This is a genomic window from Lentzea sp. NPDC058436 (assembly GCF_042721515.1).
Taxonomy (GTDB): domain Bacteria; phylum Actinomycetota; class Actinomycetes; order Mycobacteriales; family Pseudonocardiaceae; genus Lentzea.
On record NZ_JBHXLF010000004.1, the window covers coordinates 410356 to 435092 of the forward strand.

General features: G+C 71.4%; 26 protein-coding genes. 13 read left to right on the plus strand and 13 right to left on the minus strand.

Features of this window, described 5'->3' with window-relative positions:
- Positions 1 to 79: 79 nt before the first annotated feature.
- Together ACFWN2_RS20650 and ACFWN2_RS20655 are read left to right on the plus strand one after the other, a co-directional pair.
- Positions 80 to 595: an RICIN domain-containing protein gene (locus ACFWN2_RS20650; protein WP_382429481.1), complete on the plus strand. Its 516-nt coding sequence runs from the start codon at positions 80 to 82 to the stop codon at positions 593 to 595.
- A 113-nt stretch (positions 596 to 708) separates the two neighbouring features.
- Entirely contained in the window at positions 709 to 1347 is a 639-nt protein-coding gene (locus tag ACFWN2_RS20655; RefSeq protein WP_382429668.1) for a DNA alkylation repair protein, read from the plus strand.
- Here the strand turns inward: ACFWN2_RS20655 and ACFWN2_RS20660 are convergent.
- From ACFWN2_RS20660 to ACFWN2_RS20685, 6 genes are all read right to left on the minus strand, one after another.
- Positions 1344 to 1940 carry a response regulator transcription factor gene (locus ACFWN2_RS20660; protein ID WP_382429483.1) on the minus strand — a complete coding sequence of 199 codons (597 nt, stop codon included), beginning with the start codon at positions 1938 to 1940 and terminating at the stop codon, positions 1344 to 1346. The two genes, ACFWN2_RS20655 and ACFWN2_RS20660, sit on opposite strands and share 4 nt — an antisense overlap.
- A complete protein-coding gene (locus ACFWN2_RS20665) occupies positions 1937 to 3001 on the minus strand; it encodes a sensor histidine kinase (RefSeq protein WP_382429485.1) in 1065 nt (354 codons plus the stop codon). The genes ACFWN2_RS20660 and ACFWN2_RS20665 overlap by 4 nt, the downstream gene beginning before the upstream one ends.
- Positions 2998 to 3741, minus strand: a complete 744-nt coding sequence (locus tag ACFWN2_RS20670; RefSeq protein WP_382429487.1) for an ABC transporter permease — start codon at positions 3739 to 3741, stop codon at positions 2998 to 3000. The genes ACFWN2_RS20665 and ACFWN2_RS20670 overlap by 4 nt, the downstream gene beginning before the upstream one ends.
- The gene (locus tag ACFWN2_RS20675; RefSeq protein ID WP_382429489.1) at positions 3738 to 4628 is read right to left on the minus strand and encodes an ABC transporter ATP-binding protein; all 891 of its coding nucleotides are present in this window, start codon (positions 4626 to 4628) and stop codon (positions 3738 to 3740) included. Before ACFWN2_RS20675 ends, ACFWN2_RS20670 begins: the two co-directional genes overlap by 4 nt.
- Before the next feature lie 70 nt (positions 4629 to 4698).
- On the minus strand, positions 4699 to 5541 hold the full coding sequence (locus ACFWN2_RS20680; RefSeq protein ID WP_382429491.1) for an NYN domain-containing protein: 843 nt from the start codon (positions 5539 to 5541) through the stop codon (positions 4699 to 4701).
- A gap of 12 nt (positions 5542 to 5553) precedes the next feature.
- The gene (locus ACFWN2_RS20685) at positions 5554 to 5850 is read right to left on the minus strand and encodes a hypothetical protein (protein ID WP_382429493.1); all 297 of its coding nucleotides are present in this window, start codon (positions 5848 to 5850) and stop codon (positions 5554 to 5556) included.
- A 166-nt stretch (positions 5851 to 6016) separates the two neighbouring features.
- Here ACFWN2_RS20685 and ACFWN2_RS20690 point away from each other — a divergent pair, with 166 nt between their 5' ends.
- On the plus strand, positions 6017 to 7243 hold the full coding sequence (locus ACFWN2_RS20690; RefSeq protein WP_382429495.1) for a PucR family transcriptional regulator: 1227 nt from the start codon (positions 6017 to 6019) through the stop codon (positions 7241 to 7243).
- Between the two features lie 53 nt (positions 7244 to 7296).
- Here the strand turns inward: ACFWN2_RS20690 and ACFWN2_RS20695 are convergent, their stop codons facing one another.
- A complete protein-coding gene (locus ACFWN2_RS20695; protein ID WP_382429497.1) occupies positions 7297 to 8163 on the minus strand; it encodes a peptidase inhibitor family I36 protein in 867 nt (288 codons plus the stop codon).
- A 167-nt stretch (positions 8164 to 8330) separates the two neighbouring features.
- Between ACFWN2_RS20695 and ACFWN2_RS20700 the strand changes: the two genes are divergently transcribed.
- Positions 8331 to 8564, plus strand: a complete 234-nt coding sequence (locus ACFWN2_RS20700) for a hypothetical protein (protein ID WP_382429499.1) — start codon at positions 8331 to 8333, stop codon at positions 8562 to 8564.
- Here the strand turns inward: ACFWN2_RS20700 and ACFWN2_RS20705 are convergent.
- Positions 8516 to 9208, minus strand: a complete 693-nt coding sequence (locus ACFWN2_RS20705; RefSeq protein WP_382429501.1) for an excalibur calcium-binding domain-containing protein — start codon at positions 9206 to 9208, stop codon at positions 8516 to 8518. The two genes, ACFWN2_RS20700 and ACFWN2_RS20705, sit on opposite strands and share 49 nt — an antisense overlap.
- A gap of 822 nt (positions 9209 to 10030) precedes the next feature.
- Here ACFWN2_RS20705 and ACFWN2_RS20710 point away from each other — a divergent pair.
- The gene (locus tag ACFWN2_RS20710; RefSeq protein ID WP_382429503.1) at positions 10031 to 10687 is read left to right on the plus strand and encodes a LuxR C-terminal-related transcriptional regulator; all 657 of its coding nucleotides are present in this window, start codon (positions 10031 to 10033) and stop codon (positions 10685 to 10687) included.
- Between the two features lie 68 nt (positions 10688 to 10755).
- Here ACFWN2_RS20710 and gap read toward each other — a convergent pair whose 3' ends face one another.
- On the minus strand, positions 10756 to 11760 hold the full coding sequence (gap, locus tag ACFWN2_RS20715) for a type I glyceraldehyde-3-phosphate dehydrogenase (protein WP_382429505.1): 1005 nt from the start codon (positions 11758 to 11760) through the stop codon (positions 10756 to 10758).
- Between the two features lie 93 nt (positions 11761 to 11853).
- Here gap and ACFWN2_RS20720 point away from each other — a divergent pair, with 93 nt between their 5' ends.
- A complete protein-coding gene (locus ACFWN2_RS20720; RefSeq protein ID WP_382429507.1) occupies positions 11854 to 12387 on the plus strand; it encodes a CGNR zinc finger domain-containing protein in 534 nt (177 codons plus the stop codon).
- Between the two features lie 72 nt (positions 12388 to 12459).
- On the opposite strand, the gene ACFWN2_RS20725 is transcribed toward ACFWN2_RS20720, so the two are convergent.
- From ACFWN2_RS20725 to leuC, 4 genes are read right to left on the minus strand one after another with little or no spacing between them, the layout of a single operon-like run.
- Positions 12460 to 12852 (minus strand): cupin domain-containing protein, encoded by a 393-nt coding sequence (locus tag ACFWN2_RS20725; RefSeq protein WP_382429509.1) that lies wholly within the window; start codon positions 12850 to 12852, stop codon positions 12460 to 12462.
- 57 nt (positions 12853 to 12909) lie between these two features.
- A complete protein-coding gene (locus tag ACFWN2_RS20730) occupies positions 12910 to 13482 on the minus strand; it encodes a cysteine hydrolase family protein (RefSeq protein WP_382429511.1) in 573 nt (190 codons plus the stop codon).
- Entirely contained in the window at positions 13479 to 14081 is a 603-nt protein-coding gene (gene leuD / locus ACFWN2_RS20735; protein WP_382429513.1) for a 3-isopropylmalate dehydratase small subunit, read from the minus strand. Before leuD ends, ACFWN2_RS20730 begins: the two co-directional genes overlap by 4 nt.
- A gap of 7 nt (positions 14082 to 14088) precedes the next feature.
- Positions 14089 to 15495 carry a 3-isopropylmalate dehydratase large subunit gene (gene leuC, locus ACFWN2_RS20740; protein WP_382429515.1) on the minus strand — a complete coding sequence of 469 codons (1407 nt, stop codon included), beginning with the start codon at positions 15493 to 15495 and terminating at the stop codon, positions 14089 to 14091.
- 181 nt (positions 15496 to 15676) lie between these two features.
- On the opposite strand from leuC, the gene ACFWN2_RS20745 reads away from it, so the two are divergent.
- The 7 genes from ACFWN2_RS20745 to ACFWN2_RS20775 all read left to right on the plus strand — a co-directional run bounded on the left by ACFWN2_RS20745 (position 15677) and on the right by ACFWN2_RS20775 (position 24731).
- Positions 15677 to 16933, plus strand: coding sequence for an MFS transporter (locus ACFWN2_RS20745; RefSeq protein WP_382429517.1), 1257 nt, complete (start codon positions 15677 to 15679; stop codon positions 16931 to 16933).
- A 217-nt stretch (positions 16934 to 17150) separates the two neighbouring features.
- On the plus strand, positions 17151 to 18155 hold the full coding sequence (locus ACFWN2_RS20750; protein WP_382429519.1) for a TauD/TfdA family dioxygenase: 1005 nt from the start codon (positions 17151 to 17153) through the stop codon (positions 18153 to 18155).
- 43 nt (positions 18156 to 18198) lie between these two features.
- Positions 18199 to 19380, plus strand: coding sequence for a LeuA family protein (locus ACFWN2_RS20755; protein WP_382429521.1), 1182 nt, complete (start codon positions 18199 to 18201; stop codon positions 19378 to 19380).
- Positions 19377 to 20213 carry a prephenate dehydratase gene (gene pheA / locus ACFWN2_RS20760; RefSeq protein WP_382429523.1) on the plus strand — a complete coding sequence of 279 codons (837 nt, stop codon included), beginning with the start codon at positions 19377 to 19379 and terminating at the stop codon, positions 20211 to 20213. The genes ACFWN2_RS20755 and pheA overlap by 4 nt, the downstream gene beginning before the upstream one ends.
- Before the next feature lie 5 nt (positions 20214 to 20218).
- On the plus strand, positions 20219 to 22105 hold the full coding sequence (locus tag ACFWN2_RS20765; RefSeq protein WP_382429525.1) for an FAD/NAD(P)-binding protein: 1887 nt from the start codon (positions 20219 to 20221) through the stop codon (positions 22103 to 22105).
- Between the two features lie 27 nt (positions 22106 to 22132).
- On the plus strand, positions 22133 to 23530 hold the full coding sequence (locus tag ACFWN2_RS20770; RefSeq protein WP_382429527.1) for a 3-deoxy-7-phosphoheptulonate synthase class II: 1398 nt from the start codon (positions 22133 to 22135) through the stop codon (positions 23528 to 23530).
- Positions 23531 to 23558: 28 nt separating this feature from the next.
- Positions 23559 to 24731: a pyridoxal phosphate-dependent aminotransferase gene (locus ACFWN2_RS20775; RefSeq protein WP_382429529.1), complete on the plus strand. Its 1173-nt coding sequence runs from the start codon at positions 23559 to 23561 to the stop codon at positions 24729 to 24731.
- The last annotated feature ends 6 nt before the right edge of the window (positions 24732 to 24737 follow it).

Sequence of the window (24737 nt, forward strand, 5' to 3'; positions counted from 1 at the left end):
CCCCGCCGAACACCGGGCGTCCAGGCTCCGTCCACGACAGATCGGTCACACGGACCCGATCAGAGCTTCGGAGGGCACCATGACTTCTCTTCGCCGCATCAGCGCCGCGATCGCGCTGGCCGCCGCAGCGACGGCGTTCGCCGGCGCGGGGACCTCGTCCGCCGCCGTCACTTACGACCTCCTGCGCAACTCCCACAGCGCGAAGTGCCTCGACGTCGCCGACGGCAGCCGCGACAACAAGACCGCGATCGTCCAGTACACCTGCGACGCGTCGAAGTCCCACCAGCAGTGGACGCTGGAGCAGGTCGGCGACGGCAGCGGCGCCGTGCGGATCAAGGTCGCGCACAGCGGCAAGTGCGTCGACATCTGGGACTCGAGCCAGGACCCGACCGCGGACGCCACGCAGTACACCTGCAGCCCCACCAAGTGGAACCAGCAGTTCCTCGTCGAGACGACCTCGACCGGCACGACGAAGTTCCGCGCGCGTCACAGCGGCCTGTGCCTGGAGATCGAGGGCAGGAACTTCGACAACAAGTCCAAGCTGCACCAGAACAACTGCATCACCCACCGCGCGCAGGAGTTCACCATCGGCTGACCGCCCCCTCTCGCGGGTCGTGCCCCCGGCGCGACCCGCGTTCCGGCTCGTAGGCTGTCGGGCACCGGTGGTGAACGGGAGGTCGAGCGGTGGCGGAGACGGTGACCGGGTTGATGGCCGAACTGGCGGCCCTGGAGGACCCGAAGGCACGTGCCGTGAACGAGAAGCACGGCGACGACCACGGCGTGAACCTCGGCAAGCTCCGCGCGATCGCGAAGCGCCTCAAGACCCAGCAGGACCTGGCCTTGCAGCTGTGGGCCACCGGCGACACCGCGGCCAGGCTGCTCGCGCTGCTGGTCTGCCGCCCCAAGGCGTTCTCGCACGACGAGCTGGACGTCATGCTGCGCGAGGCCGAACGCCCCAAGGTGCACGACTGGCTCGTGAACTACGTCGTGAAGAAGAGCCCGCACGCCGAAGCCCTGCGCGTGCTGTGGATGGACGACGCGGACGCGGTGGTCGCGAGCGCGGGCTGGGCCCTCACCGTCGACCGGGTGGCGAAGAAGCCGGAGGGCCTCGACCTCGACGGCCTGCTCGACGTCATCGAGCTGGACATGAAGGGCGCCCCGCAACGCCTGCAGTGGGCGCAGAACCACTGCCTGGCGCAGATCGGCATCGAGCATCCCGCGCTGCGCGCCCGTGCGCTGGAGATCGGCGAACGCCTGGAGGTCCTCAAGGACTACCCGACGCCGCCGAACTGCACGTCGCCGTTCGCACCGATCTGGATCAACGAGATGGTGAAGCGCAAGGGTTAGAGCCAGCCGCGTTCGCGGGCGGTGTTCGCCGCCTCCGAACGGTTGCGCGCCCCCAGCTTCGCCATCGCCGTCGACAGGTAGTTGCGGACCGTGCCCTCGGCGAGGTTCAGCCGGACCGCGATGTCCGCGTTGCTCGCCCCGGTCGTGACCTCCTGCAACAGCTCGCGTTCGCGCGGCGTCAGCGGATCGGCGCTGTCCCACGCGGCCATCGCGAGCTCCGGCGCCACCACGCGTTCGCCGGCGTGCACGCGCCGCAGCGCCGAGACCAGCTCCGCGATCGGCGCGTCCTTCAGCACGTACCCCGCGACCCCGGCGTCCATCGCGCGCCGCAGGTACCCGCTGCGCGCGAACGTCGTGATGATCAGGACGCGGGTCTGCTCCCCCTGCAGCTCCTGGGCCACGTCCAGTCCCGTGCGACCCGGCATCTCGATGTCGGTCAGCAGCACGTCCGGCCGGTGTTCTGCCACGGCCGCAAGGGCTTCGTCGCCGTCGCCCGCCGTCGCGACGACCGTCACGTCGGGCTGCAGGTCGAGCAGTTGGGCGAACGCGCCGCGCACCATCGCCTGGTCCTCCGCCAGCACGACCCTGATCACGTCGCCACCTTCAGCGGCACGGCGATGGTCACGGTGGTGCCCGCCGCGGCCGTCCGCGCGACCACGCCGCCCAGCGCGGCGATCCGTTCCCGCATGCCCGTCAACCCGTTGCCCTCCCGCGCGTGCCCGCCGACGCCGTCGTCGGCGATCACCAGCCGCAGTTCGCCGTCCCGCGCCTCGACCCCGATGTGGCACGTCTTCGCGCGCGCGTGCCTGGCCACGTTGGTCACGGCCTCCCGCAGCGCCAGCGCCAGTTCGTGCTCGGTGGAGCCGACGATCACCAGCTCCGGGTCCCGCCGCACGACCACCTCCACGCCCAGGCTCGCCAGCGCGGCGCGCGCCGCCTCCAGCTCGGTCTCCAGGGACGCGCTGCGCCAGCCCGTCACGGCGTCGCGGATCTCCCCCAGCGCCGCGCGGGCCGTGCGTTCGATCTCCGCCGCCTCCTCCTGCGCCCGTGCGGGATCCGCGGCGACGAGCTGGGCGCGCACGATGATCGCGGTCAGCGTGTGGCCGAGCAGGTCGTGCAGGTCGCGGGCGATGCGCTCCCGTTCGGCGAGGGTGGCGAGGTGCTCGACCCGCGCGGTGCGGATGCGCAGGTCGGAGCCCTCGCGCTCCCGTTCGGCCCACTCGACCTGCACGAGCCCGACCACCCACAGGAACACCAGCGACGGCAGCAGCGCCCACACCCGGTACGGCATCTCGACCACCGACACCACGCCGAACACGCAGATCAGCGCGGACAGGCCGACGAACCACCTCATCGCCACCCGCCGCGACTCCGACAGGCCCGCGAACACGGCCGCGTAGACGAAGAGCACGGCGGCGCCGGCGTTGAACGGGGTCGCCAGCGCGCCGAGCACGACCGTCGGCACCAGGGACCAGCGGCGGACCAGCTCGGGCCGCCGCCACGACAGCACGTACAGGGGGACGAAGGCCACGACCACGACGGCGACCAGCGCCCAGTCCGGCCACCGCGCGGCCGGGTCGAACACCGGCGCCCACAACAGGTTCCCGAGGTAGATCAGGTGGAACCAGCGGGAGACCCCAACGTTTCTCTTCATGACCGCGCATGACGATACGACACGGCCGCGAGCAGCGCAGCCACGACCGCGAAGCCCAGCAGCACCAGCACGTGGGTGAGCACGGGCCCTCCCGCCAGCTGCGCGCGGGCCAGTTCGGACAGGTGGTAGTTCGGCAGGAACACCGCCACGTCGCGGAAGAACGCGGGCATGATGTCCAGCGGCATCCACAGTCCCGACACGACGGACGTGGGGATGAGGATCGCGTTGAGCAGGGCCGCGCCCGCACCCGCCCCGACCTGGAACCCGACCGCGAGGCTCAGCAACGCGAACGGCAGTGCGCCGACGACCAGCACCGCGAGCACCCGCAGCAGCGCGGGAAGAGGCGCGTTCAACGCACCGGTCAGCGCCGCCGTCACCGTCATCGCGACCAGCACGCCGGCCGCGTAGGGCAGCGCCGCCACGACCTTCGCCGCCAGCGTCAGGCCGATCGGCACGGCGGAGACCTGCTTGGACCGCAACCAACCCCGTTCCCGGTCGGACGCCACCCCGATGCCGGGGTTCATCAGCACGACCGAGATCACGCCGAACGCCCCGAACGTGGCGATCATGGTGGTGCCCGCGGACAGCCCGCCGTTGCTGAACTTCCCGAACAGCGACACGAAGAGCGCGAAGAACGCCACCGGCATGACGATCGAGAAGAACAACGCGGCCGGCTCGCGGACGATACCCCTCAGCTCGTCCGCGACCTCGACACCGAAGACCCTTCCGAACACGCTCACGCCGCACCCCTCTCGATCAGACCCGCCACTGCCTCTTCCAGCCCGGCGCCCTCGACCCGCAGGTCGGTGAGGCCGGGGTCCTCCGCGAGCAGCACCCGCAGCAACGCCTCCGGGGCGCGCGTGCCCAGGTGGACGTGCTCGCCGTCGTTGCGCAGCGACACGACACCCGGCAGCGCTTGGAGGCGCTCCAAGCCCAGGTCCGTCCGGGCGATGACCGTGCGGTCGGGCAGCCGCGCCACCAGTTCGTCCGGCGTGCCCTCGGCGAGCACCCTGCCGCCGTTGAGCACGACGACCCGGTCGGCGACGGCCGACGACTCCTCGATGATGTGGGTGGTCAGCAGCACTCCGGTCCCGCGCTCCCGCCGTTGCGCGAGGATCTGCCAGAACCGCCTGCGGGCAGGCACGTCCAGGCCCGCGGTCGGCTCGTCCAGCACCAGCAGCCTCGGGTCACCGACCAGCGCCATGGCGAGCTGCAGCCGTTGCTTCTGCCCGCCCGACAGCTTCGACGCGCGCCGCCCGGCCAGGTCGGTGAGGTCGAGCTCCGCCATCACCGGCCCTGCTGCCGCACGGGGCTTGCCCGCGCGCACCGCGGCCCCGGTGACCAGCTCGGACACCTTCAGCGTGTTCGGGAACCCGAGTGCCTGCTGCACCACGCCGAGCTGCCGGCGGGTCGACGCGACGCGCGGATCCCCGCCGCACACCCGCACCGAGCCCTCGCGCGCCGCGAGCAGGCCGACCACCTGGTTCACCAGCGTCGTCTTGCCCGCGCCGTTCGGCCCGAGCAACGCCACGCACTCCCCCGCCGCGACGTCGAGGTCAACGCCGTCCAGCGCCCGCGTGGCACCGTAGTTGTGCCGCGCCCCTCGCACTTCCAGCACGTTCTCCATGACCAGAAGCCTGGCCGGAACGGGCGCGGGTCAGTAGTGAGCCGCAGTCACGAGGTCCGGATGACAAATGTCATTCGGGCCGGACGGCCTGCGCCCTCGGGTACTTGCGGCCGGGAATCGGCGCGGGCGAGCCGGTGAACGACACGGGCGTGCCCGCCAGCAGCAACGTCAGCCCCGCGGGCAGCTCGTCGCGCGAGACGAACCACGACCCGCCGCGCGTGTCGGTGATGAACCCGTGCGCCTGCCCGGTCTTCCAGCTGGCCACGGTGCCCTTGCGACGGCCGCGCGGCGCTCCCACCGGTGACGCCACGGCCTGCGACGACCGCACGAACGCGCGCCGCAGCGGGTAGTCGGCCTGGTCACCGGGCGCGAACAGCGCGTCGAAACCGGGCGTGAACGGCGTGGCGGCGCGCAGAGGCGCGGCGGTGCGCGGGGTCCAGGCAGGAGGTGCCTGCACGGTCCTGATGTCGACCACGGGCACGATCACGTGCACGCCCCGCTCGGTCAGCCGGGACGCCAGCGGCGCGAAGTCCGAGTCGCCGGTCAGCAGCACGACCCACTGCAGCGGCACGGTCGTCGCCCTGTCCCACGCTTCCAGGGCGAGCTGGACGTCGACGCCCTTCTCCTTGCCGTTGTGCAACGGCAGGTCGTGGCGCGTGATGCCGGCGGCGGCCAGTGCCCGGTCGAACGACTCGGCGGGAGTGTCGATGCGGCCGCGGACGTAGTGCGCCTCGGCGACCACGCACTCGTCGAGCGGACGGCCCGTCTCGGTGTGGACGAACCAGCGCAACGCGTCGTGCAGGCCGTCAAGAGAGATGCGCGCGCCTCGGGGGTGCGCGGTGGCGTAGAAGTCGCTCAGGTAGGCGAACCACGTGCCGTCGTAGAACACTCCGATCCGGACGGTCTCACCCACCAGCCGAGATTACTACTTCCCCTCGAACACCGAGTGACCAGGCACTGCCGGTAACTCCAGCAGCTGGGTCGTGACGTCCAGGAACCCACCGCCGCACTGCCACAGCGTCAGGTCGGGATCCACGACGAACGGGTCGGACAGGTCCGCGTCGCTCTCGCGCACGCGGTAGGCCAGCGCTTCGGTCTCGGACAGCGCGAGCACCGTCTCGTTCGTACCGCGCCACACCCTTCTGAACATCACAGCGTTGGCGCAGGTGAATCGATCGCGCACGACACTGCGCCGGAACCCGCTGCGCAGCAACAACTTCATGCATTCCTCGACGCTGCTCACAACATCCGATTCTGACCGTGCGCGGCGGCCGTCCTCGACGTCCATCACTCGATAGGGTCAAACTTTTCGGGCACGTGCACAACGCGGGCGTAGCTCTTTCGTGCAAGCAACCAGACCGGAACGGGCTATCGCCCCCGGCCTCCGGATGCGCAAGCCTCTGGCGGTGGTCGACATCCCCGCACCGGACCCCGCCGCACCGCTCTACGACCGTGCCGCGACGCAGATCCCCCGCATCTCCGAGAAGGTGCTGGAGGCGTTCTTCGCCAGATCCGCCACCTACCGGCAGCTGCCGCACCAGCTGGTCGACCGTGAGATCACCGAGGCGGTGACCCGCCACCTGCACGTCTTCCTGCGCGCGCTGCGGGAGCAACGCCCGCCGGCGGCCGAGGAGCTGGACATGCAGATCGCCACGGCCGTGCGGCGCGCTCAGCAGGGCGTTCCGCTCGACATCGTGCTCAGCACCTACCACGTCGCCGCGACCGTCGGCTGGGAGGCGATGGCCGCCGTCGCCGAACCGGACGAGGTGCCCGACCTGCTCGCGACGGTGCCGGCGCTGCTGCGGTACCTGAGCGTCGCCGTGCCCGCGGTGGCCGGGTCGTACCTCGCCGAGCAGCAGGCCCTGCACGCCGAACGCCGCGAGGCGGGCCGTGCGCTGGTCGCGGCCCTGCTCACCGGCAGGGAGGCCGAGCCGCTCGCGGAACGGATCGGGCTGGAGCTGTCCAGTCATCACATCGTGGTCGCCATACGCGTCGAGGCGCCGTCACTGGCCGAGGGGGCCGACGCACGGCTCGCCGCTCATGCTCTCGTGCGACGTCTACGGGCCGAACTGCCGAAGCACGCCCTCTCGGCGTTGGACCACGACGGCGGCACGGTGCTGTTGCCGACGACGGCCGACGGTGTCGACGAGGAACTGGAGACCGCCGCCGACCTGGTCCGCACCCTGCACACCGCCGCGGGCACGGGCCTGATCGGCGGGATCGCGGCGGCGGAGAGCCGGGAGGACGTCCCCGCCGCCGCCCGCCAGGCCGCCGACATCGCGGAGCTCGCCCAGCGCCTCGGACGGCAGCCCGGCGCGTACGCCCTCGACGACGTGCTGCTGGAGTACCAGCTCTGCCGCCCCGGCCCCGGCCGCAAGCGCTTGGCTCGCGTGATGGACAGGCTGGCCGAGCACCCGGACCTGCTGCACACGCTGCGGACGTTCATCAACAGCGACCACAACCGCCACCGCACGGCCGACGAGCTGCACCTGCACCGCAACACGCTGAACTACCGGCTGCGGCGCGTCTCCGAGCTCACCGGCTACAACCCCGCCGACCCGACCGACATCCGGCTGCTCTCGGCGTCGTTGATCGTGCACGACCTGAGGTCCTGAAACGCCGGGGAAGGCGAGCGCACGGATGCGCTCGCCTTCCCTGGTTGCCCTGATCAGTCGCCGTGCGGGTTCTGCACGGACACGTGCACGTGGTCGTAGTGACCGCCGGTGACACCGCTACCCGCGGTGTAGTTGCGCCAGCCCTCGGACGCGCGGGCGACGCTCCAGATCTTGCCCTGCCAGATCACGTAGCGGACGTCGAGCTTCGACGCGTGCTTCTGCAGCCAGTAGGCCAGCTTCCAGCCCTGGGCCTTCTGCGACTCGGTCGGGTAGGTGCCGATCGCGTTGGAGATGGTGCAGTCGAGCGCGTTGCCCGTGTTGTGGTTGCTCGTCGACGACTCGTAGCTGCGGTAGTCGCCCACCCAGCACTGCTTCTCGCCGGTCTTCGAGGCGATCTGGTCGTCGATGAACTGCGTGCGCTTGGTGGCCTGGGGCGCCCGCGCCGTCGCCGACGGGTGCGGGTTCGTCTCCGGCGCGGGGTAGGTGCCCGGAGCCGGGTCCGGGTCGCCACCGGCGTCACCGATGCGGTGCGACGCGTTCTCGTTCTTCAGCTCGGCCTTCAGGTTGCCCTTGGCGCCGGCCGCGAACGTCTGCTTCGCGCCACCGTAGTTGCTGTTGTAGAAGACCGTGACGGCCTTGTTGGTCTTGTTCCAGACCGACGCGGCGTTGTTCTTGACGCAGACGCCCTTGCCGTTGCCCGCGCCCTTGAAGTCGTAGCAGCTCGGCTGCGAGTCGCCGTAGTCCGCGATGGAGCCGGAGAAGTCGGAGACCGAACCGGCCTGGTCGCTGTTGTAGTAGAGGCAGAACTCGCCCGACTCGCAGGAGCCGTCGCGGTCCGTCGCCGCGTTCGCGACGCCGGCGCCGAAGGACGCGCTGACCAGCGCGCCCATCAGCGCCACAAAGGTGAACTTCTTCAGCACGATCGACCCTTTTCGCTCACAGGTCCCCCGGCCTGTGCAGGGGAATCTTCGGTACGGCTCGAAGACTCCCGAGGAGCGCTGACATTCCGCTGACACCCGTGGCCACCGAAGTGTCAGCGGACGCGGGCTGAACCTTGACGCTGGGTCAACCCCTCAGGCTCACCCCCATGAACACTCCCGCGATCCACGTCCGGGACCCGCGCAAGTCGTACGGCACGACGGTCCTGCTCACCACCCGGCACCTCGGGGAGGCGGAGAGGCTCGCCGACCGGATCGCGATTCTCCACAACGGACTGGTCATCGCGAACGACACGATCGTCCAGGTCCCCGCCGACCACCTCGAAGGCCGTGGTCACTCGCAGGCGACACCGTCCCCGTCCCGGTCGAGCCCGGAGCGGTAACCGGGCTGTCCCCGGCGCAGCGGTGCCGCACCGGCCGCCTTCGCCGCGGCGCAGTTCGAGTAGTAGGCGGGCGCGGGAGCCGGTGCCGGCTCGGGTTGTGGCTGTGGCTGTGGCTGCGGCGCAACGGGTTGCGGCGCAACGGGTGCGGGCTTCACGTCCAGCCCGCCGCACGACGGTCCCCAGAACCCGAGCGCCGCCTTCTTGGCGGCCGCTTCGGCGGTCTGGACCGCCGCGTCCGCCCCGGAGAGCGCACGCCCGGCGCCCTCGGCGACCGCGAGCACCGCGTAGTCCTTGCCGTCGGCCAGCACCAGGCTCGACGCCGCGGCCCGGACCGGCTTGCCCACCAGGGTCTTCGTCGCGAACTCGACGGACGAGGCCGCCCAGCACTCACCCGGCGCGGCGAGCCCGGCCACCTGGACCTTGGTTCCGTTGGACAGCAACACGGTCCGACCATCCACAACGGACTGAACGGTGACCGGCGGAGGCGTGGTCGTCGTGGTGGCGGCCGTGGTGGCGGTGGTCCTCGTCGTCGAGGCGTCGGCCGCGAGCCGGGTGGGCTCCCCCTGCGCGCCGCACGCGCACAGCGCCAGGAGGGAACCGGCCGCGATCGCGGCAGCCTTCGACAGCTGCTTGAAAACGGTCATGGCCGCCACATCGCACCCGTCAGGACGCGTCGTTACACAAGTCCGCGCGACCGGGCATAAGGCGCGGTCACGCGGACCGAGTGCACTCGGAGTCGAGCGCACCGCCGACGACGCGGATCCCCTGCCGCACAGTCGTTCCCGCCGTCACCCCCGTCCCCCGGGGTCGCCACAGTGGACAGCGGCGGCCGGGCAGACCGTCCGAAGTGGAGACCGGAAGGACGCGACGACCGGGACTGACCGGTCACACTTCCGAAAAGAAAGGAGGCGCACCGCGAGAAACAAGCCGGAAATGTCGGCAATGATTCGCGGCAGCAGCGCCACCGATTGCACGCCAGAGGAATTTGTGAACTTTCCTCAATATGCGGAGACGACCGCCACCACCCGCAGATCGCCACCGAAAGAAGCGACACATATGCCATGCTCGCATCGATTCAGTCAAAAGGTGCGAATACAGTTGATCAGAGTGGGATGCATTCTTCTCACTCCGTGGACACGGGAGGCTTGACAGGAGGTCACGGGCGCTTCTGCCGGGCAGTTCGTCGTTTGGCTGTGCTAGGCTGCGGATGGCGCAGATGCCTGGGGGGAAGCTGCGCGAAGTTCGAAGCTCTGATTTTCGAGCCGCCACCCTCTCCCTTCTCAGTGTTGCGAAGGTCGGTTCTTGCCACCGGGACTCAGGGGCGAGTCGTCGTGGCAGAACCCGGTGGTTGTGGCTGCTTTCTGACAAGGGAAGACGACAATCATTCGGCCGCGCTGGCAGCCGGTCGACCATGGGGGAGTGGTACGAGCGAGATGTCTGCTGCACTGGAAGACATTCGGCTTGAAGTGAAGAAGAACTCACCGGTCCGGGCGTTGCTGGTGGACCACGACCCGATCTCGCGGCACGTGGTCGGAACCGTTCTGGGCCAAGGGGAAGCGGTGTCGCTGGTGGCCACGGCGGAGGGTCCCGACCAGATTCGGACCTGGGGGTCGGAACGGGCGGACGTCGTGGTCTTCTGCGCGCCGCCGGACAGTCAGGCGATCGCCCACGTGCGCGAGATCGCGGGCCGGGGGCTCGCCGTGCTGCTCGTCGGCACCGGGTGGACCGGGGAGTCGGTGAGCGAGGCGCTGGCGGCGGGGGTGCGCGGGTGCCTGGTGAAGAACATCCGGATCGACACGATCGCGACCGCCGTGGTCGCCGCCGGGTCCGGGCACCTGATCCTGTCACCCGAGCTGCACCGGTTGTACCGCCCGGCAGAGGCCGGGCAGGCGGGCGTGAAGCCGGGCGCGTTGTCCCGGGAGCAGATGGTGCGGTCGCTGACCGAGCGCGAGCTCGAGGTGCTGACGTTGCTCTCCGCCGGCAACACGACCGCCGAGGTGGCGGCCGCGCTGCACGTCTCGTCCGCGACGGTGAAGAGCCACGTGTCGCACTCGCTGACGAAGCTCGGGGTGCGCAACCGAGTCGAGGCCGTGCTGATGGTCCGGTCCGTCGTCGGTCACTGAGCAGTCCTGCCGCGCGAGCGGTGCCGGGCCCGCGAAGGGTCCGGCACCGCTCGCGTCGCAGGAACCGGTCAGCGGCCGAGGTGCAGCGCGGTGTCCAGCAGGCGGTGGGAGAAGCCGGTCTCGTTGTCGTACCAGCCGCCCACCTTGACGGTGCGGCCACCGACGACCTTGGTCAGACCCGCGTCGAACACGCAGGACGCCCGGCTGCCGACGATGTCCGCGGACACCAGCTCGTCCTCGCTGTACTCCAGCACGCCGGCCAGAGGCCCCTCCGCCGCCGCGGCCGCGAACGCCGCGTTGACCTCCTCGACCGTCGTGTCCCTGCTCGTCTGGACGGTGAGGTCGGTCAGCGAACCGACGGGCACCGGCACGCGGATCGAGTAGCCGTCGAGCTTCCCGGCCAGTTCGGGCAGCACCAGGCCGATCGCCTTGGCCGCGCCGGTGGTCGTCGGAATCAGGTTGATCGCGGCCGCGCGCGCCCGGCGCAGGTCCTTGTGCGGGGCGTCCTGGAGGTTCTGGTCCTGCGTGTACGCGTGCACGGTGGTCATCAACCCGTGCTCGACGCCGACGACGTCGTGCAGCACCTTCGCCAGCGGAGCCAGGCAGTTCGTGGTGCAGGAGGCGTTGGAGACCACGGTGTGCACCGCCGGGTCGTAGGCCTCGTGGTTGACGCCGTACGCGAGCGTGAGGTCCTCGTTCTTGGCCGGCGCGGAGATGATCACCTTGCGCGCGCCCGCGTCGACGTGCGCGCGGGCCTTGGTGGCGTCGGTGAACACGCCGGTCGACTCGATCACCAGGTCGACCGACAGGTCGCCCCACGGCAGGGCGGCCGGGTCGCGTTCGGCGAGCACGGTGATCTTGCGGCCGTCCACCGAGATGGAGTCCTGGCCCGCGGTCACGTCCCGCGGCAGCACACCGAGGACGGAGTCGTACTTGAGCAGATGCGCGAGGGTGGCCGCGTCGGTGAGGTCGTTGACGGCCACCACCTCGACGTCCTCGCCCCGGGACAGCGCCGCGCGCAGAAAGCCGCGGCCGATGCGGCCGAACCCGTTCACGCCGATGCGCAAGGTCATCGCAGAAGTCCCCTCGGATCTGAAATTCTAACCTGCCTGAATGGTTACGCTAGTCAGCGTGAAATAACCTGTCAACGAAGTTATGATCGAGCCATGACGTTCGCCTTCATCAGCTCTCACGTCGCGCTGGACTTCGCCGGCACCATGGGGCGCTGGAGCACGGAGCAGGTCGACCTGCTCGACGCACCGGAGCGCCTGGCGCTGTGGTGCGAGGCCGCGGGCGTCGTCGACGACCGTCCCGAGGTCGGGCAGGAGGACCTGGAGCAGGCACGCGCGCTGCGGGCCGCGGTGTACCGGCTGGCCAGGGCGTCGGGCGAGGACAGCGCGGACGACCGGCGCCTGCTGAACGCGGTGGCCGCGGTGGCCCCGGTCCGCCTCCGGCTGAGCGACGGCGGCGCCGCGATCCGCACCGGCGACGTCGACGCCGTGCTGTCCACTGTGGCCCGTGCCGCCATCGAACTGCTCACGGGGCCGGACCGGGAGAACGTGCGCGAGTGCGGTTACGAGACCTGCACCCGCCTGTACGTGGACCACTCGGCACGGCGCTCGCGCCGCTGGTGCGACATGAAGACGTGCGGCAACCGCGCCAAGGCCCAGTCGTTCCGCAAGCGCCACGCGAACGCCTGAGGGGACCGTCCACGGCGGACGGTCCCCTCAGGCGAGCTGACTCAGGTCATGGTCGGCCTCAAGCGGGCTGGCTCAGGACCCGGTCGGGCGGACCGGCTGCTCCCACACCACCAGGCCGACGCACCCGCGCGGGCTGCGCGGCGCGTGCACGCTCCCCGGAGCCATGACCAGCAGGCTGTTGGGCCCGTAGACGCCGTCGTCGGTCTCCAGCTCGCCGCTGAGCACGAAGATCAGCTCGTAGCCGGGGTGGACGTGCGCGGGCGCCGTGGCACCGGGCAGGTACCGCATGATCGCCGCAGCCGGGCCGTCCGGACCGGTCTCGTCGGTGGAGTAGAGCCGGTGCATCTCGGCACCGACCCGGCCGTCGCGGATGACGGGCTCGAAGACCAGGTCGGTCTCCGCGAACGACACTCCGGGCGTGCCGGTGAACAGCTTGGGGATCAGGGCGGACAGGGTCTCGGACATCGGAACTCTCCTCGGTGTCAGGCGGGAAGCGCGTCGTGACGACGGCGGTGCGGCAGATCAGGCGGGAAGGTCGTCGTCGACGGTCGTGACGACGGCGGTGCGGGCGATCAGGCGCAGGGCGGCCTCCTGCAGTTCGGCGTCCCCGGTGGCGGTCGCGTCGGCCAGCACCCGCACGCGGTACCCGAGGTCGTGCGCCTGCCGGGCCGCCGAGAGCACGACGAGGTCGGTGGTGGCACCGGCCAGCAGCACCGTGTCCACGCCGAGCTCGCGCAGCAGCGCGTCGAGGTGCGTGCCCAGGAACGGATCGACCCGCCGCTTCTCCACGACCGGCTCGCCGGGGACGGGTTTCACCAGGTCGTGCGGCTGGGTGCCCCACGACCCCAGCACCAGCGCGCCCCGCTGCGGCACCTCGGTGAACAGCGGTGACGACCGGGGCCAGTCCGCGTAGCCGGGCGAGAACCCGACGACGACGTGCACCACCGGCACGCCCTCGGCGCGTGCCGCGGCTATGGCGCGTGCGGCGTTCTCCAGCACCCCGCGCTCACGCACCTGGTCGAGGCACACCTCCGGGTAGCGGCCGTCGGGGTGGGTGATCTCGTTGATCAGGTCGAGCACCAGCAGCGCTCTCACGCGGGCACCTCCTCGGTCGTCAGCGGCAGGCCGGAGTGCCGGGCGCGTTCGAAGCCCGCGATGTCCGCCTCGTGCCGCAGCGTCTCGGTGATCAGGTCGGCTCCCCGCAGCAGCCGGTCGCGGGCGGCGGGGTCGACGTCGAACGGCAGCACCCGCCCGGAGTGGCGGACCTCGCGCGCGACCAGGTCGACCTCGACCTCCAGCCACGGGTCGGCCTCGACGAGGTCCCAGAGGTCGCGGATCTCCTGCTCCGGCACCGTGATCGCGAGCAGTCCCCTGGTCAGCGCGTTGCCGCGGAAGATGTCGCCGAAGCGCGGGGCGAGCACCGCGCGGAACCCCGCCGACTGCAGCGCCCACACCGCGGACTCGCGGGAGGACCCCGTGCCGAAGTCGGTCCCCGCCACGAGCACGGTGGCGCCTTGGAACTCGGGTCTGTTGAGCACGAACTCCGGGTCGTCGCGCCAGTCCGCGAACAGGATGTTCGAGTACCCGCCCCTGGCGTAGTAGGGCACGAACCGGGCGGGCGAGATCTGGTCGGTGTCCACGTCGCTGCGGCGCAACGGCATGGCCGTGCCCCGGTGCGCGGTGATGGGGAGCATGAGGTCCTCAGAGGTCGGAGGGCGCGGCCAGGTGGCCGGCGACCGCGGTGGCGGCGGCCACCGACGGGGAGACGATGTGGGTGCGGGAGCCCTTGCCCTGGCGGCCCTCGAAGTTGCGGTTGGACGTCGACGCCGCGCGCCTGCCCGGCCGCAGCCGGTCGTCGTTGAGGCCGCAGCACATCGAGCACCCCGCCGCGGCGCGGAAGTCGGCGCCCGCCTCGGCGAACACGCGGTCGAGTCCCTCGGTGACGGCCTGCTCGCGCACGTCGGCGGAGCCCGGCACGATCATCAGGTGCACGCCGTCGGCGACCCTGCGGCCCGACAGCACGGCCGCGGCGGCGCGCAGGTCCTCGATGCGGCCGTTGGTGCACGAGCCGAGGAACACCGAGTCCACCCGGACGTCGCGCATCGCCGTTCCCGGTCGCAGGTCCATGTACTCGAGCGCCCGCAGCGCCGCAGAGCGTTCGCGTTCGTCGGCGAACGAGGCGGGGTCGGGAACGACGTCCGCCAGCGGCAGGCTCTGCGCCGGGTTGGTGCCCCACGACACGAACGGCGTGAGCGCACCGGCGTCGATCACCACCTCCGCGTCGAAGCGGGCGTCGTCGTCGGTGCGGAAACCGAACCAGCGCGCGGTCTCGGCCACGAGGTCCGCCGGCATGCCGGGACGGTCGCGCAGGTAGCGCGCGGTCGTCTCGTCCGGCCCGATCACCCCCGCCTTCGACCCGGCCTCGACGGCCATGTTGCACAGGGTCATCCGCGCCTCCATCGACATCGCGGAGATCGCGGGCCCTCGGTACTCGATGACGTGCCCCTGCCCGCCGCCGGTGCCGATCCGCGCGACCAGCGCCAGCACCAGGTCCTTCGCCTCCACCCCTGCGGGCAGGTCGCCGCGCACGGTCACGGCCATGTCCTTCAACCTGGCCGCGGGCAGGGTCTGGGTGGCCAGCACGTGCTCGACCTGGCCGGTGCCGATGCCGAACGCCACCGCCCCGAACGCGCCGAGGGTCGTGGTGTGCGAGTCGCAGCAGACGATCAGCATGCCCGGCCGCACCAGCCCTTGTTCGGGGGCGATGACGTGCACGATGCCCTGGCCGCGGTCGCCGAGCCTGCGCATCGGGACGCCGAACTCGGCGCAGTTGCGGCGCAGCAGCGCCGACTGGCGGCGGCCTGCGGGCTCGTGGATGGCCTCGGCGAGGGACCTCGTCGGGGTGTTGTGGTCCTCGACCGCCAGCGTCAGGTCGGGTCGGCGGACCCTGCGCCCCGCCGCCCTCAGGTCGTCGAACGCGTACTGCGTGTTGACCTCGTGCAGCAGGTGGAGGTCCACGTAGAGCAGGTCGTCGAGGCCGTCGCCCGACCGCACGACGTGCTCGTCCCACACCTTCCGCGCCAGGGTCCGGCCTTGGGTTGGTCGCATGCCACCCACCTCAGCCGCCGGGCGGTGCGGCGGACAACGGCCGAGGGCGGAGGCGGCCTCGTCCGTCGGCTAGAGAACCATCTACTTCGTATCCACCTGGTGGAGTCACGCTTCCGAGCGGAACATCAAGCTGCTACCGTCCGAGTAACCAGTTCAACAGGTTACTTATTGGGGAGACGGAATGTCCGCCTCGGCTATCGCAGGCCAGGAACGCACGGAGGCCCGCCGCTTCGGGCCGAACCACCGCTGGACGGTGCTGGGGATCGGGGTCGCGGCGCAGGCCAGCTTCTCCGCGGCCATCTCGGGTCTGCCCGTGACCGGCACGACGCTGCGGGCCGACTACCTGCTGTCCACGTTCACGCTCGGCGTCGTCATCGGCGCCATCTACCTGGGCATCGCCGTGTCCGAGATCGCCTGGGGCATCTGGACGGACCGGTTCGGCGAGCGCAAGGTGCTGCTCGTCGGCCTGCTCACGACCGGCGCGGTGCTCACGCTGATGGCGTTCGGGCTGGTGCCCGGAGCCGGCAGCGCTCCCCCGACCTGGCTGCTGGCCGTCGCGATGTTCCTCGTCGGTGCTCTCGGCGGCAGCATCAACGGGTCGTCCGGGCGCGCGGTCATGGCGTGGTTCCCCGCCGGTCAGCGCGGTCTGGCCATGAGCATCCGGCAGACGGCGATGCCCGCGGGCGGCGCCATCGGCATCGCGGTGCTGCCGGGACTGGCGCAGCAGCAGGGGTTCCGGCTGGTCTACCTGCTCCTGGCCGCGCTGCTCTTCGTCACCGCGGCGGCGACGTTCGTCTGGCTGCACGAACCCGACGTGAAGGCCGCCGGTGGTGCCGCGGGGACCGCCGAGGCGCGTTCTCCGTTGGTGCGCTGGGACATCTGGCGTCTCGCGCTGGCCAGCGCGCTGCTCACGGTGCCGCAGTTCGGCATCCTGACCTTCAGCGCCGTCTTCCTGCACGACGCGAAGGGCGCCGGCGTGCTGACCACGGTCATCACGCTCATGGTGGTGCAGATCGGTGGTGGCGCGGCACGCATCTGGAGCGGCAGGTACACCGACAAGCACGGCAACCGCAGGCAGGCGATCAAGGCCTTCGGTGCCGCTGCCGCCGTGCTGCTCGTGCTGTCGGCGTTCCTGGTCGACGCGCCCACGGTCCTCGTCGCCGCGACGCTGGCGATCGGCGGCGTGTTCGCCAACGCCTGGCACGGCGTCGCCTACACGGAGATCGCGTCCATGGCCGGCGCGGCCAAGGCGGGTACCGCGCTGGGACTGGAGAACACCACCGTGTTCGCGATGGGCTTCCTGACCCCGTTGCTGATCCCGCTGGTCCTCGGCTGGTCCTCGTCGTGGCTGCTGGTGTGGCTGCTCGTCGGCATCGCCTCCGCGGTGGCGGTACCGCTGGCCCCGGCGGCGCTCAGGAAGGTGACCTCCACGGCCTGATCTCCCGGGGCGCCACGACCACGGCGGATGCCGGCTGCGGACCACCGTCCACAGTCGACATCCGCCGTTCGCGTTTCCGGCTCCCCCCATGACGATCGTTGCGCCGAACGCACGTAACCCCTCTCCACTCCCGGCTGCGCGGTCTCCTCCGTCGGACGTTTCGCGGCCGTGCCGCTGCCGTGAGGATCGAACCGATCCGACCGTCAGAGGGGGCTCGATGCAACCGATCCACACGTTCTCCGACACCGAACGGGACGACATCCGTGCGGCGCTGGGCACCATCGCCGTTGACCCGTACCAGGACTACCCGGGCTTCGCGGCCGCGGTCGCCGGCCTCGTGCGGGACGGCCTGCCCGCCGTGCTGGTGAAGATCGCCGAGCAGGTCCGCGGCGAGCGCGAGAGCGGCCACTCCGACGTGCACGCGCTGCGGAACTGCCCGATCGACACCGAGCTTCCCACGCTGTCGCACAGCAATCCCCAGGCCGACAAGTACGCGCAGAAGAAGACCTACGTCGGTGAGGCGTTCCTCGCCGCGTTCGGCCTGCTGACCACGACTCCGCTGCTGGCCTACGCCACGCGGTTCAACGGCGACTTCTTCACCGACGTGTTCGCCATCGACAGGTACTTCGGCAAGCAGACCGGGTACAGCGACGGCGAGCTCGTGTTCCACAACGACCGCACCGCGCACCCGGTCCGCGCCGACTTCATCACCCTGCTCGGCATGCGCTGCCCTGCCGAGGAGATGACCTACACCGCGTTCGTCGACGGGCGGTCGCTGCTCGCGAACCTCACCGACGACGAGGAGAAGGTGCTGCGCCTGCCGCACTTCGTCACGCCGTTCGACGTGGTGTCCAAGGACAACAACAACGCGCTCACCGAGTCGGCACCGCACGTCATCTTCGAGAACGACCACAGCATCCGGTACCTGGACTCGCACACCACCGTGTCGAGGTCCGCGCCGACGGAGGCCAAGGACGCCTTGCTGGCGCTCAAGAGCGCGCTCTCACGGGCCGAGCGCAAGCGGCACCGCATCCTCGAAGGCGACCTCTTCACCTTCGCCAACCAGGACGGTCTGCACAACCGCGAGCTGATCGAGGTCGTGGACGTCGAGCGCTCCCGTTCGCGCTGGCTGCTCAAGACCTACGCCTTCCGCGACCAGGCCGCCGCCGACCGGCACGCGGACCGCTGGATCGACGGCGTCCCCGGACTGGTGGGGGACTGAGAAACCGATGACCACGGACCACACACCCACCGGGAAGGCAGTCATGGACCAGGGCGCGCGCCGCATCGCGTTGTTCGACACCACCCTGCGCGACGGGGAACAGGCCCCCGGCAACGCCATGCGCCCCGAGGAGAAGCTCGACCTCGCGCTGCGCATCGCGGAGCTGGGCGTGGACTGCGTCGAGGCGGGCTTCCCCGCGTCGTCCCCGAGCGACTTCGAGGCCACCCGCCTGATCTCGCAGCACCTGCGCGGCACGCGGTTCGCCACCTTCTCCCGCACGGCCCGCGGTGACGTCGCCCGCGCGGTGGAGGCTGGCGGCGTGGACAACCACGAGGTGCAGATGGTGGCCACCGGCAGCCGCATCCACTTGGAGCACAAGCGGGGCATCACCGCGGCGGCCGCCGTCGCCGAGGTCACCGACACCGTCGCGTTCGCCCGATCTCTTGGCGTGCAGCACATCTCGGTCGGCATCGAGGACGCGAGCCGGGGTGACGACGACCTGCTGAAGGCGCTCACCGAGAGCGCGCTGGAGGCCGGGGCGACGTGCATCATCCTCGCCGACACCACCGGCTGCCACCTGCCCGCCGAGTACGGCGAGCTGATCGGCAAGATCCGCTCGTGGGCGCCGCGGCCGGTCCGCGTGTCCACCCACTGCCACAACGACTTCGGGCTGTCGCTGGCCAACGCGATCGCCGGTCTGGAGGCGGGCGCGGACGAGGTGCAGGTGACGCTCGGCGGCATCGGCGAGCGCGCGGGCAACACCCCACTTGAGGAACTGGCGGCGGTGCTGGCCTACAAGTCCGTCGAACTCGGTCTGCGCGCGGACATCAGGCTGGAGGCCATGTACGCGGCCTACAACCGGTTGCGCGAGATCATCGGCCTGGAGGAGCCGCGCAACAAGCCGATCTTCGGCACGTACGCGTTCGGCACCGCGGCGGGCATCCACCAGCAGGGCATCCTGAACAACCCGGCGACCTACGAGTTCGTCGAGCCGTCCCGCTTCGGCCGCGACCGGTCGTTGCTCATCGCGCGCCACTCCGGCCGGTCGGTCCTGCGGCACATCCTCGGCAACCTCGGCGCGCGGGTGACCGACGCCGAGCTCGACGACCTCTACCGCAGGCACGTCGCCGAACGTCCCGGCGGCGACTGCGAGGACCTCTCCGTCGTGCAGGCGAGGCTGGCCGCGGAGCTGTCCGTCGTGCCGGCCGCGGTCGGAGCGCCATGACCCGTGCCTATCTGGGGCCGCGCGGAACGTTCAGCGAGGTGGCGGCACGCACGTTCGGCGCGCCCGTCCGGCCCTACGCGTCGGTCTCCGTCGCGCTTGCCGCCGTGCGCGGTGGTGAGTGCGACGCGGCCGTGATCCCGTTGGAGAACAGCACGAGCGGCGTGGTGCCCTCGACGTTGGGCGAGCTGGCCACGATCGGCGACCTGCGGGTCGACGGCGAGGTCGAGGTGCCCGTGCGGCTGGCGCTGCTCGGTGCTCCCGGAGCGAGTCTGTCCGGCATCACGCGCGTGCTCAGCCATCCGCACGCGCACAACCAGTGCGCGGGCTGGGTCGGCAGGTCGTTGCCCGGTGTCGAGGTGGTCCTGTCGGACTCCACCGCCGCGGCGGCGAGCGCGGTCGCCGCCGGCGGGTCGCTCGCGGAGGCGGCCATCGCCTCTCCCGCGGCCGCCGGGCGCTACGGCCTGGCGGTGCTCGCCGAGAGCATCGGGGACAGGTCCGACGCGTGGACGAGGTTCGTGTCCGTCGGGCCGGCGGGTGAGCCCACGGCGCCGACGGGCGACGACCGCACGTCGTTGCTGATCACGCACCGGGACAACAGGCCGGGGCTGCTGGCCGGGTCGCTGGCGGAGTTCGGCGCGCGCGGTGTCGACCTGGTGTGGCTGCACTCCTGGCCGGACGGGGCGAGCCTGCGCCGATTCCGGTTCTTCGTCGACGTGGCAGGTCATCTGGACGATCCCCCGCTCGCCGATGCCGTCACCGCGCTGCGCGAGCACGCCGACGTCGTGGTCCTGGGCAGCTACGCCCGCGCGCCCAGAGCCGCGGGGAAGGGGTGAAAGGCATGCACGACACGACGCCGTACCGCGTGGCCGTGATCGGAACAGGTCCGCGCGGGATGATGGTGCTGGAGCGGATCGCCGCCCGGCTGGCGGCGGAACCGGGCGACCGGCCGGTCGAGATCTGGGCCGTCGACGCGGTGGAGGTCGGCGCGGGCCGCGTCTACCGCTCCGACCAGCCCTCCTGGTTCCTGATGAACACGGTCCTCGGCCAGATCTCCGCGTTCTCCGGCCTGCCGGACGACGGACCCGCCCGTGCCGGCGCCGGGCCGTCGTTCTGGGAGTGGTGGGAGGCGGCGGAACCCGGCTGTCCCGGGCCCGACGGCTACTCGCCGCGCGGCACCTACGGGCGGTACCTGCGGTACGTGCTCGACGCGGTCGAGTCCGGGCTGCCGGACGGGGTCTCGCTGCACCGGGTGCGCGACCGGGTGGTCCGGCTGGTCCCCGCGGAACGCCGCTACCGGCTGCACTTCGCCGGACGTCCCGCCGTCGACGCCGACAGGGTCGTCCTGACCACCGGCCACTCCACCCCGGAGCTGACCGGCACGGCCGCGCGGTGGGCGGAGTTCGCCGCGGCCCACCCCGGCCTGCGCTACGTCGCGGGCGACTCGGCGGCGGACATGCCGCTGGACGAGGTCGAGCCGGGAACGCCGGTCGGTGTCATCGGACTGGGTCTGTCGTTCTTCGACGTCGTCGCGGCGTTCACGACCGGGCGGGGAGGCGTGTTCACCGAGACCGGTGACGGCCTGCGCTACCTGCCCAGCGGCGCGGAACCTCTGGTGGTGGCCGGATCGCGCAGCGGCGTGCCCCTGCCGGCCCGCGGCCGCAACCAGAAACCGCCCGGCTACTCCTACTCCCCCGTGCTGTTCCGGCCGGAACACGTGGCACCGCGCGCGGGCGGCCTGGACTTCCGCCTCGACGTGCTGCCGTGGCTGCTCGCCGAGATCGACCTGGTGCACTGCGGCACCGAGCTGGAGGCGAGGTTCGGGCCCGACGTGCGGGCGGCGTTCACCGGCGAGGTGCGCAGGCGCGCGTTCTCGTCGTCGCGCCCGGTCGTACCGGACGTGCGGGACGCGGCGGCGCGCTTCGGCCCGTTGCCGGCCGCTCCCGACCTCGACTCGCTGGCACGTCCGTTCGCCGGGCGGCACTTCGCGAGCGGGGAGGACTTCACCCGCGCTCTCGAAGCCGAGGTGCGGTCCGGTCTGAAGCGTGCCGAGATGGGCAACGTCGACTCGCCGCTCAACGCGGCGCTGGACGTCATGCGCGACACGCGGTGGGTCATCCGCAAGCTGGTCGACTTCGGCGGCCTGCGGCCGGGTTCCCAGGTCGGCGACTTCGACGGCTGGTACGTGCCGCGGGCGGGGTTCCTCGCCGCGGGACCACCCGCCGGGCGGCTCCGGCAGCTGCTCGCGCTGCTCGACGCCGGGGTGGTGCGGCTGACCGGGCCGGACACCCGGTTCTCCACCGACGAGGGGCTCGGCCGGTTCGTGCTCTCGTCGCCGCAGGTCGCCGGATCGGCCGTGCCGGTGGAGGTCCTGGTCGACGCCCGCATCCCCAGCCCCGATCTCCGCGTGGACTCCTCGCCGCTGACGCGGGACCTGCGCGAACGCGGCATCTGGACGAGCTACGTCAACCGCGGCGCCGGCGAGGAGCACGACACCGGGGGCGTCGCCGTGACGCCCAGCCCGTTCCACCCGATCGACCGGCACGGCCGGCCAGACGCCGGACTGCACGTGCTCGGCATCCCGACCGAGCACACCCGCTGGTTCATGCAGGTCGGAAGCAGCAGACCAGGCCAGTGGAGCGACTTCGTGCACGACGCCGACGCGATCGCCGCCTCGGTGCTCGCCCCCGTTCGCGTGACCGCCGAAGTGGCCGCGAGCGGTGCGTGACGTGCTCCACCGACAAGGAGAGATCCAGTGACCACCACCGTCCCGACGCTGGCGCACGCCCCCGCCTGGACAGGCACCACCACCCGTCCCCACCTGAACCCGCTGCGCCCGGACGTCCAGGCAGGACTCGTCGCGGCGCTCGACCTGCCCGCCGCCCAGCAGCCCACCTGGCCGGACGAGGGCGCCCTGCGCGCGGCGTCGGCCGAACTGGCCGAGGCACTGCCCGTCGTCACCCCCGCCGAGATCAACACCCTCACCGCACGGCTCGCGGACGTCGCGAACGGCTCGGCGTTCCTGCTGCAGGGCGGGGACTGCGCGGAGACCTTCGACGGCAACACAGAGGCGCACCTGCGCGGCAACGTCCGGACGATGGTGCGGATGAGCACGGTGCTGGGTTACCACGGTGGCGTTCCCGTGGTGCACCTCGGCAGGATCGCCGGCCAGTACGCGAAACCCCGTTCCAGCGACACCGACGAGCACGGCCTGCCCAGCTACCGCGGCGACGCCGTGAACGCGTTCGCGGCCACCGCGCAGGGCAGGGTGCCGGACCCCGACCGCATGGTGCGCGCCTACCGGAACGCCTGCGCGACCATGAACATGGTGCGGGCCGTGGCCGGCACGAGCAGCATGCGCGGCGCGCACCAGAGCAACGAGCCGTTCCTCGCCCCGGCCATGGCGGGCGGGCGCTACACCGCGATGGCCGCCGAGATGGACCGCGGGCTCGCGTTCATGAACGCCTTCGGGTCCCCTGGCGACCTGGCCAGGGCGCCGGAGTTCTTCGCGGGCCACGAGGCCCTGCTGCTGGACTACGAGGCGGCGCTCGTCCGCGCCGACGACTCGGGCAGCGCGTACGGCACGTCCGGGCACTTCCTGTGGATCGGCGAGCGGACCAGGGACCTCGGTGGCGCGCACATCGCGTTCGCCGAGCACCTGTCCAACCCGATCGGCGTGAAGCTGGGGCCGTCGACGACACCCGAGCAGGCGCTGGAGTACGTCGAACGGCTCGACCCGCGGCACGAGCCCGGCAGGCTCACCCTGATCACGAGGATGGGCAACGGCCTGGTCCGCGAGGCGCTGCCGCCGATCGTGGAACGGGTGGAGGCGTCAGGGCACAAGGTCGTGTGGCAGTGCGATCCCATGCACGGCAACACGCAGGGCTCTGCGAGCGGCCACAAGACCCGGCACTTCGACCGCGTGGTCGACGAGGTGCAGGGGTTCTTCGAGGTGCACCGCGCGCTGGGCACGCACCCCGGCGGTGTGCACCTGGAACTGACCGGTGACGACGTGACCGAGTGCCTCGGTGGCGCCGGACGGATCTCCGAGGCGGACCTGCCTCGCCGCTACGAGACCGCGTGCGATCCGCGGTTGAACGCCGAGCAGTCGGTGGAGCTGGCGTTCCTGATCGCGGAGATGCTCCGGTCCTGACCGGAGCCAGAGAACGAGGAGACGGGCGATGTCCAAGCGTGCGGCGCGAAGGCTGGCGGCGGTCGAACGGTCGGCGACCGTGGCGATGCTGGAGACGGTGCAACACCTCCGCGCGGCCGGGGCGTCCCTGGTGGACCTCTCGCGCGGCGAACCCGACTTCACCACCCCGCCCGCCATCACCGACGCGGCGATCCGCGCGCTGCGTTCGGGACGCACCCACTACTCCCCCAGCCGCGGCCTGCCGGAACTGCGCGCCGCGGTGGCGGAGAAACTGGCGCGGGACAACGAGGTCCTCGCCGACCCGGCCGACGGGGTGATCATCACCCCGTCGGCCAAGCACGCCCTCTACGCGGCGCTGACCGCGTTGCTCGACCCCGGCGACGAGGTGGTGATCCCGTCGCCGGGCTGGGTCAGCTACGCGGCGATGGTGTCGCTGGCGGGCGCGACCCCCGTGCCGTTGCCGCTGGACCCGTCCTCCGGCTTCCGCATCACCCGCGAGGCCCTGGCAGCGGCCGTCACACCCGATACCAGGGTGCTGCTGGTCAACAGCCCCAACAACCCCACCGGCCGGGTGCTCGACGAGGCCGAGCTGGACGCCGTGGTGTCCGTGGCCAGTGCCCACGACCTCGTCGTCGTCTCGGACGAGATCTACGAACACCTGCGCTACGACGACCGCCCCCACCTGAGTCCGGCCAGCCGCCTGCCGGAGAACACGCTGACCGTCAACGGTTTCTCCAAGGGCTACGCCATGACGGGCTGGCGACTCGGCTACCTGGCGGGCCCAGCCGACCTGATCTCGGCCGCGCTGAAGGTGCACGAGCACAGCGTGAGCTGCGCCGCGACGTTCGCCCAGATCGCCGGCGAGGCGGCCCTGACCGGTGGCGCGGAGGCGGTGGCCGCCATGCGCACCGCCTACGCCCGCCGCCGCGACCTCCTCGTCGACGGCCTGAACGCCCTGCCGGGAATCTCCTGCGCGGCACCGGAAGGCTCGTTCTACGCCTTCCCGGACATCACCGGCACCGGCCTGGACTCCGCCGGGTTCGCCGCCTGGCTGCTGAACGAGGCTGGCGTCGTCACGACCCCCGGTTCCGCGTTCGGCCCCGGCGGCGAAGGACACGTGCGGCTGTCGTTCGCGGCCTCGGAGGAGGAGCTGACGGAGGCGTTGACGCGGATGGGGAAAGCGTTGGCGCACAAGGGTTAGTCCGGT

What these genes read in the sequence shown, in the direction of transcription:
- ACFWN2_RS20650 (WP_382429481.1), top strand. Translation starts at nt 80, where the DNA reads ATGACTTCTCTTCGCCGCATCAGCGCCGCGATCGCGCTGGCCGCCGCA.
- ACFWN2_RS20655 (WP_382429668.1), top strand. Translation starts at nt 709, where the DNA reads ATGGCCGAACTGGCGGCCCTGGAGGACCCGAAGGCACGTGCCGTGAAC.
- ACFWN2_RS20665 (WP_382429485.1), bottom strand. Translation starts at nt 3,001, where the DNA reads ATGAAGAGAAACGTTGGGGTCTCCCGCTGGTTCCACCTGATCTACCTC.
- ACFWN2_RS20675 (WP_382429489.1), bottom strand. Translation starts at nt 4,628, where the DNA reads ATGGAGAACGTGCTGGAAGTGCGAGGGGCGCGGCACAACTACGGTGCC.
- ACFWN2_RS20685 (WP_382429493.1), bottom strand. Translation starts at nt 5,850, where the DNA reads ATGAAGTTGTTGCTGCGCAGCGGGTTCCGGCGCAGTGTCGTGCGCGAT.
- ACFWN2_RS20690 (WP_382429495.1), top strand. Translation starts at nt 6,017, where the DNA reads ATGCGCAAGCCTCTGGCGGTGGTCGACATCCCCGCACCGGACCCCGCC.
- ACFWN2_RS20700 (WP_382429499.1), top strand. Translation starts at nt 8,331, where the DNA reads ATGAACACTCCCGCGATCCACGTCCGGGACCCGCGCAAGTCGTACGGC.
- ACFWN2_RS20705 (WP_382429501.1), bottom strand. Translation starts at nt 9,208, where the DNA reads ATGACCGTTTTCAAGCAGCTGTCGAAGGCTGCCGCGATCGCGGCCGGT.
- gap (WP_382429505.1), bottom strand. Translation starts at nt 11,760, where the DNA reads ATGACCTTGCGCATCGGCGTGAACGGGTTCGGCCGCATCGGCCGCGGC.
- ACFWN2_RS20720 (WP_382429507.1), top strand. Translation starts at nt 11,854, where the DNA reads ATGACGTTCGCCTTCATCAGCTCTCACGTCGCGCTGGACTTCGCCGGC.
- ACFWN2_RS20725 (WP_382429509.1), bottom strand. Translation starts at nt 12,852, where the DNA reads ATGTCCGAGACCCTGTCCGCCCTGATCCCCAAGCTGTTCACCGGCACG.
- leuD (WP_382429513.1), bottom strand. Translation starts at nt 14,081, where the DNA reads ATGCTCCCCATCACCGCGCACCGGGGCACGGCCATGCCGTTGCGCCGC.
- leuC (WP_382429515.1), bottom strand. Translation starts at nt 15,495, where the DNA reads ATGCGACCAACCCAAGGCCGGACCCTGGCGCGGAAGGTGTGGGACGAG.
- ACFWN2_RS20745 (WP_382429517.1), top strand. Translation starts at nt 15,677, where the DNA reads ATGTCCGCCTCGGCTATCGCAGGCCAGGAACGCACGGAGGCCCGCCGC.
- ACFWN2_RS20750 (WP_382429519.1), top strand. Translation starts at nt 17,151, where the DNA reads ATGCAACCGATCCACACGTTCTCCGACACCGAACGGGACGACATCCGT.
- ACFWN2_RS20755 (WP_382429521.1), top strand. Translation starts at nt 18,199, where the DNA reads ATGGACCAGGGCGCGCGCCGCATCGCGTTGTTCGACACCACCCTGCGC.
- pheA (WP_382429523.1), top strand. Translation starts at nt 19,377, where the DNA reads ATGACCCGTGCCTATCTGGGGCCGCGCGGAACGTTCAGCGAGGTGGCG.
- ACFWN2_RS20765 (WP_382429525.1), top strand. Translation starts at nt 20,219, where the DNA reads ATGCACGACACGACGCCGTACCGCGTGGCCGTGATCGGAACAGGTCCG.
- ACFWN2_RS20775 (WP_382429529.1), top strand. Translation starts at nt 23,559, where the DNA reads ATGTCCAAGCGTGCGGCGCGAAGGCTGGCGGCGGTCGAACGGTCGGCG.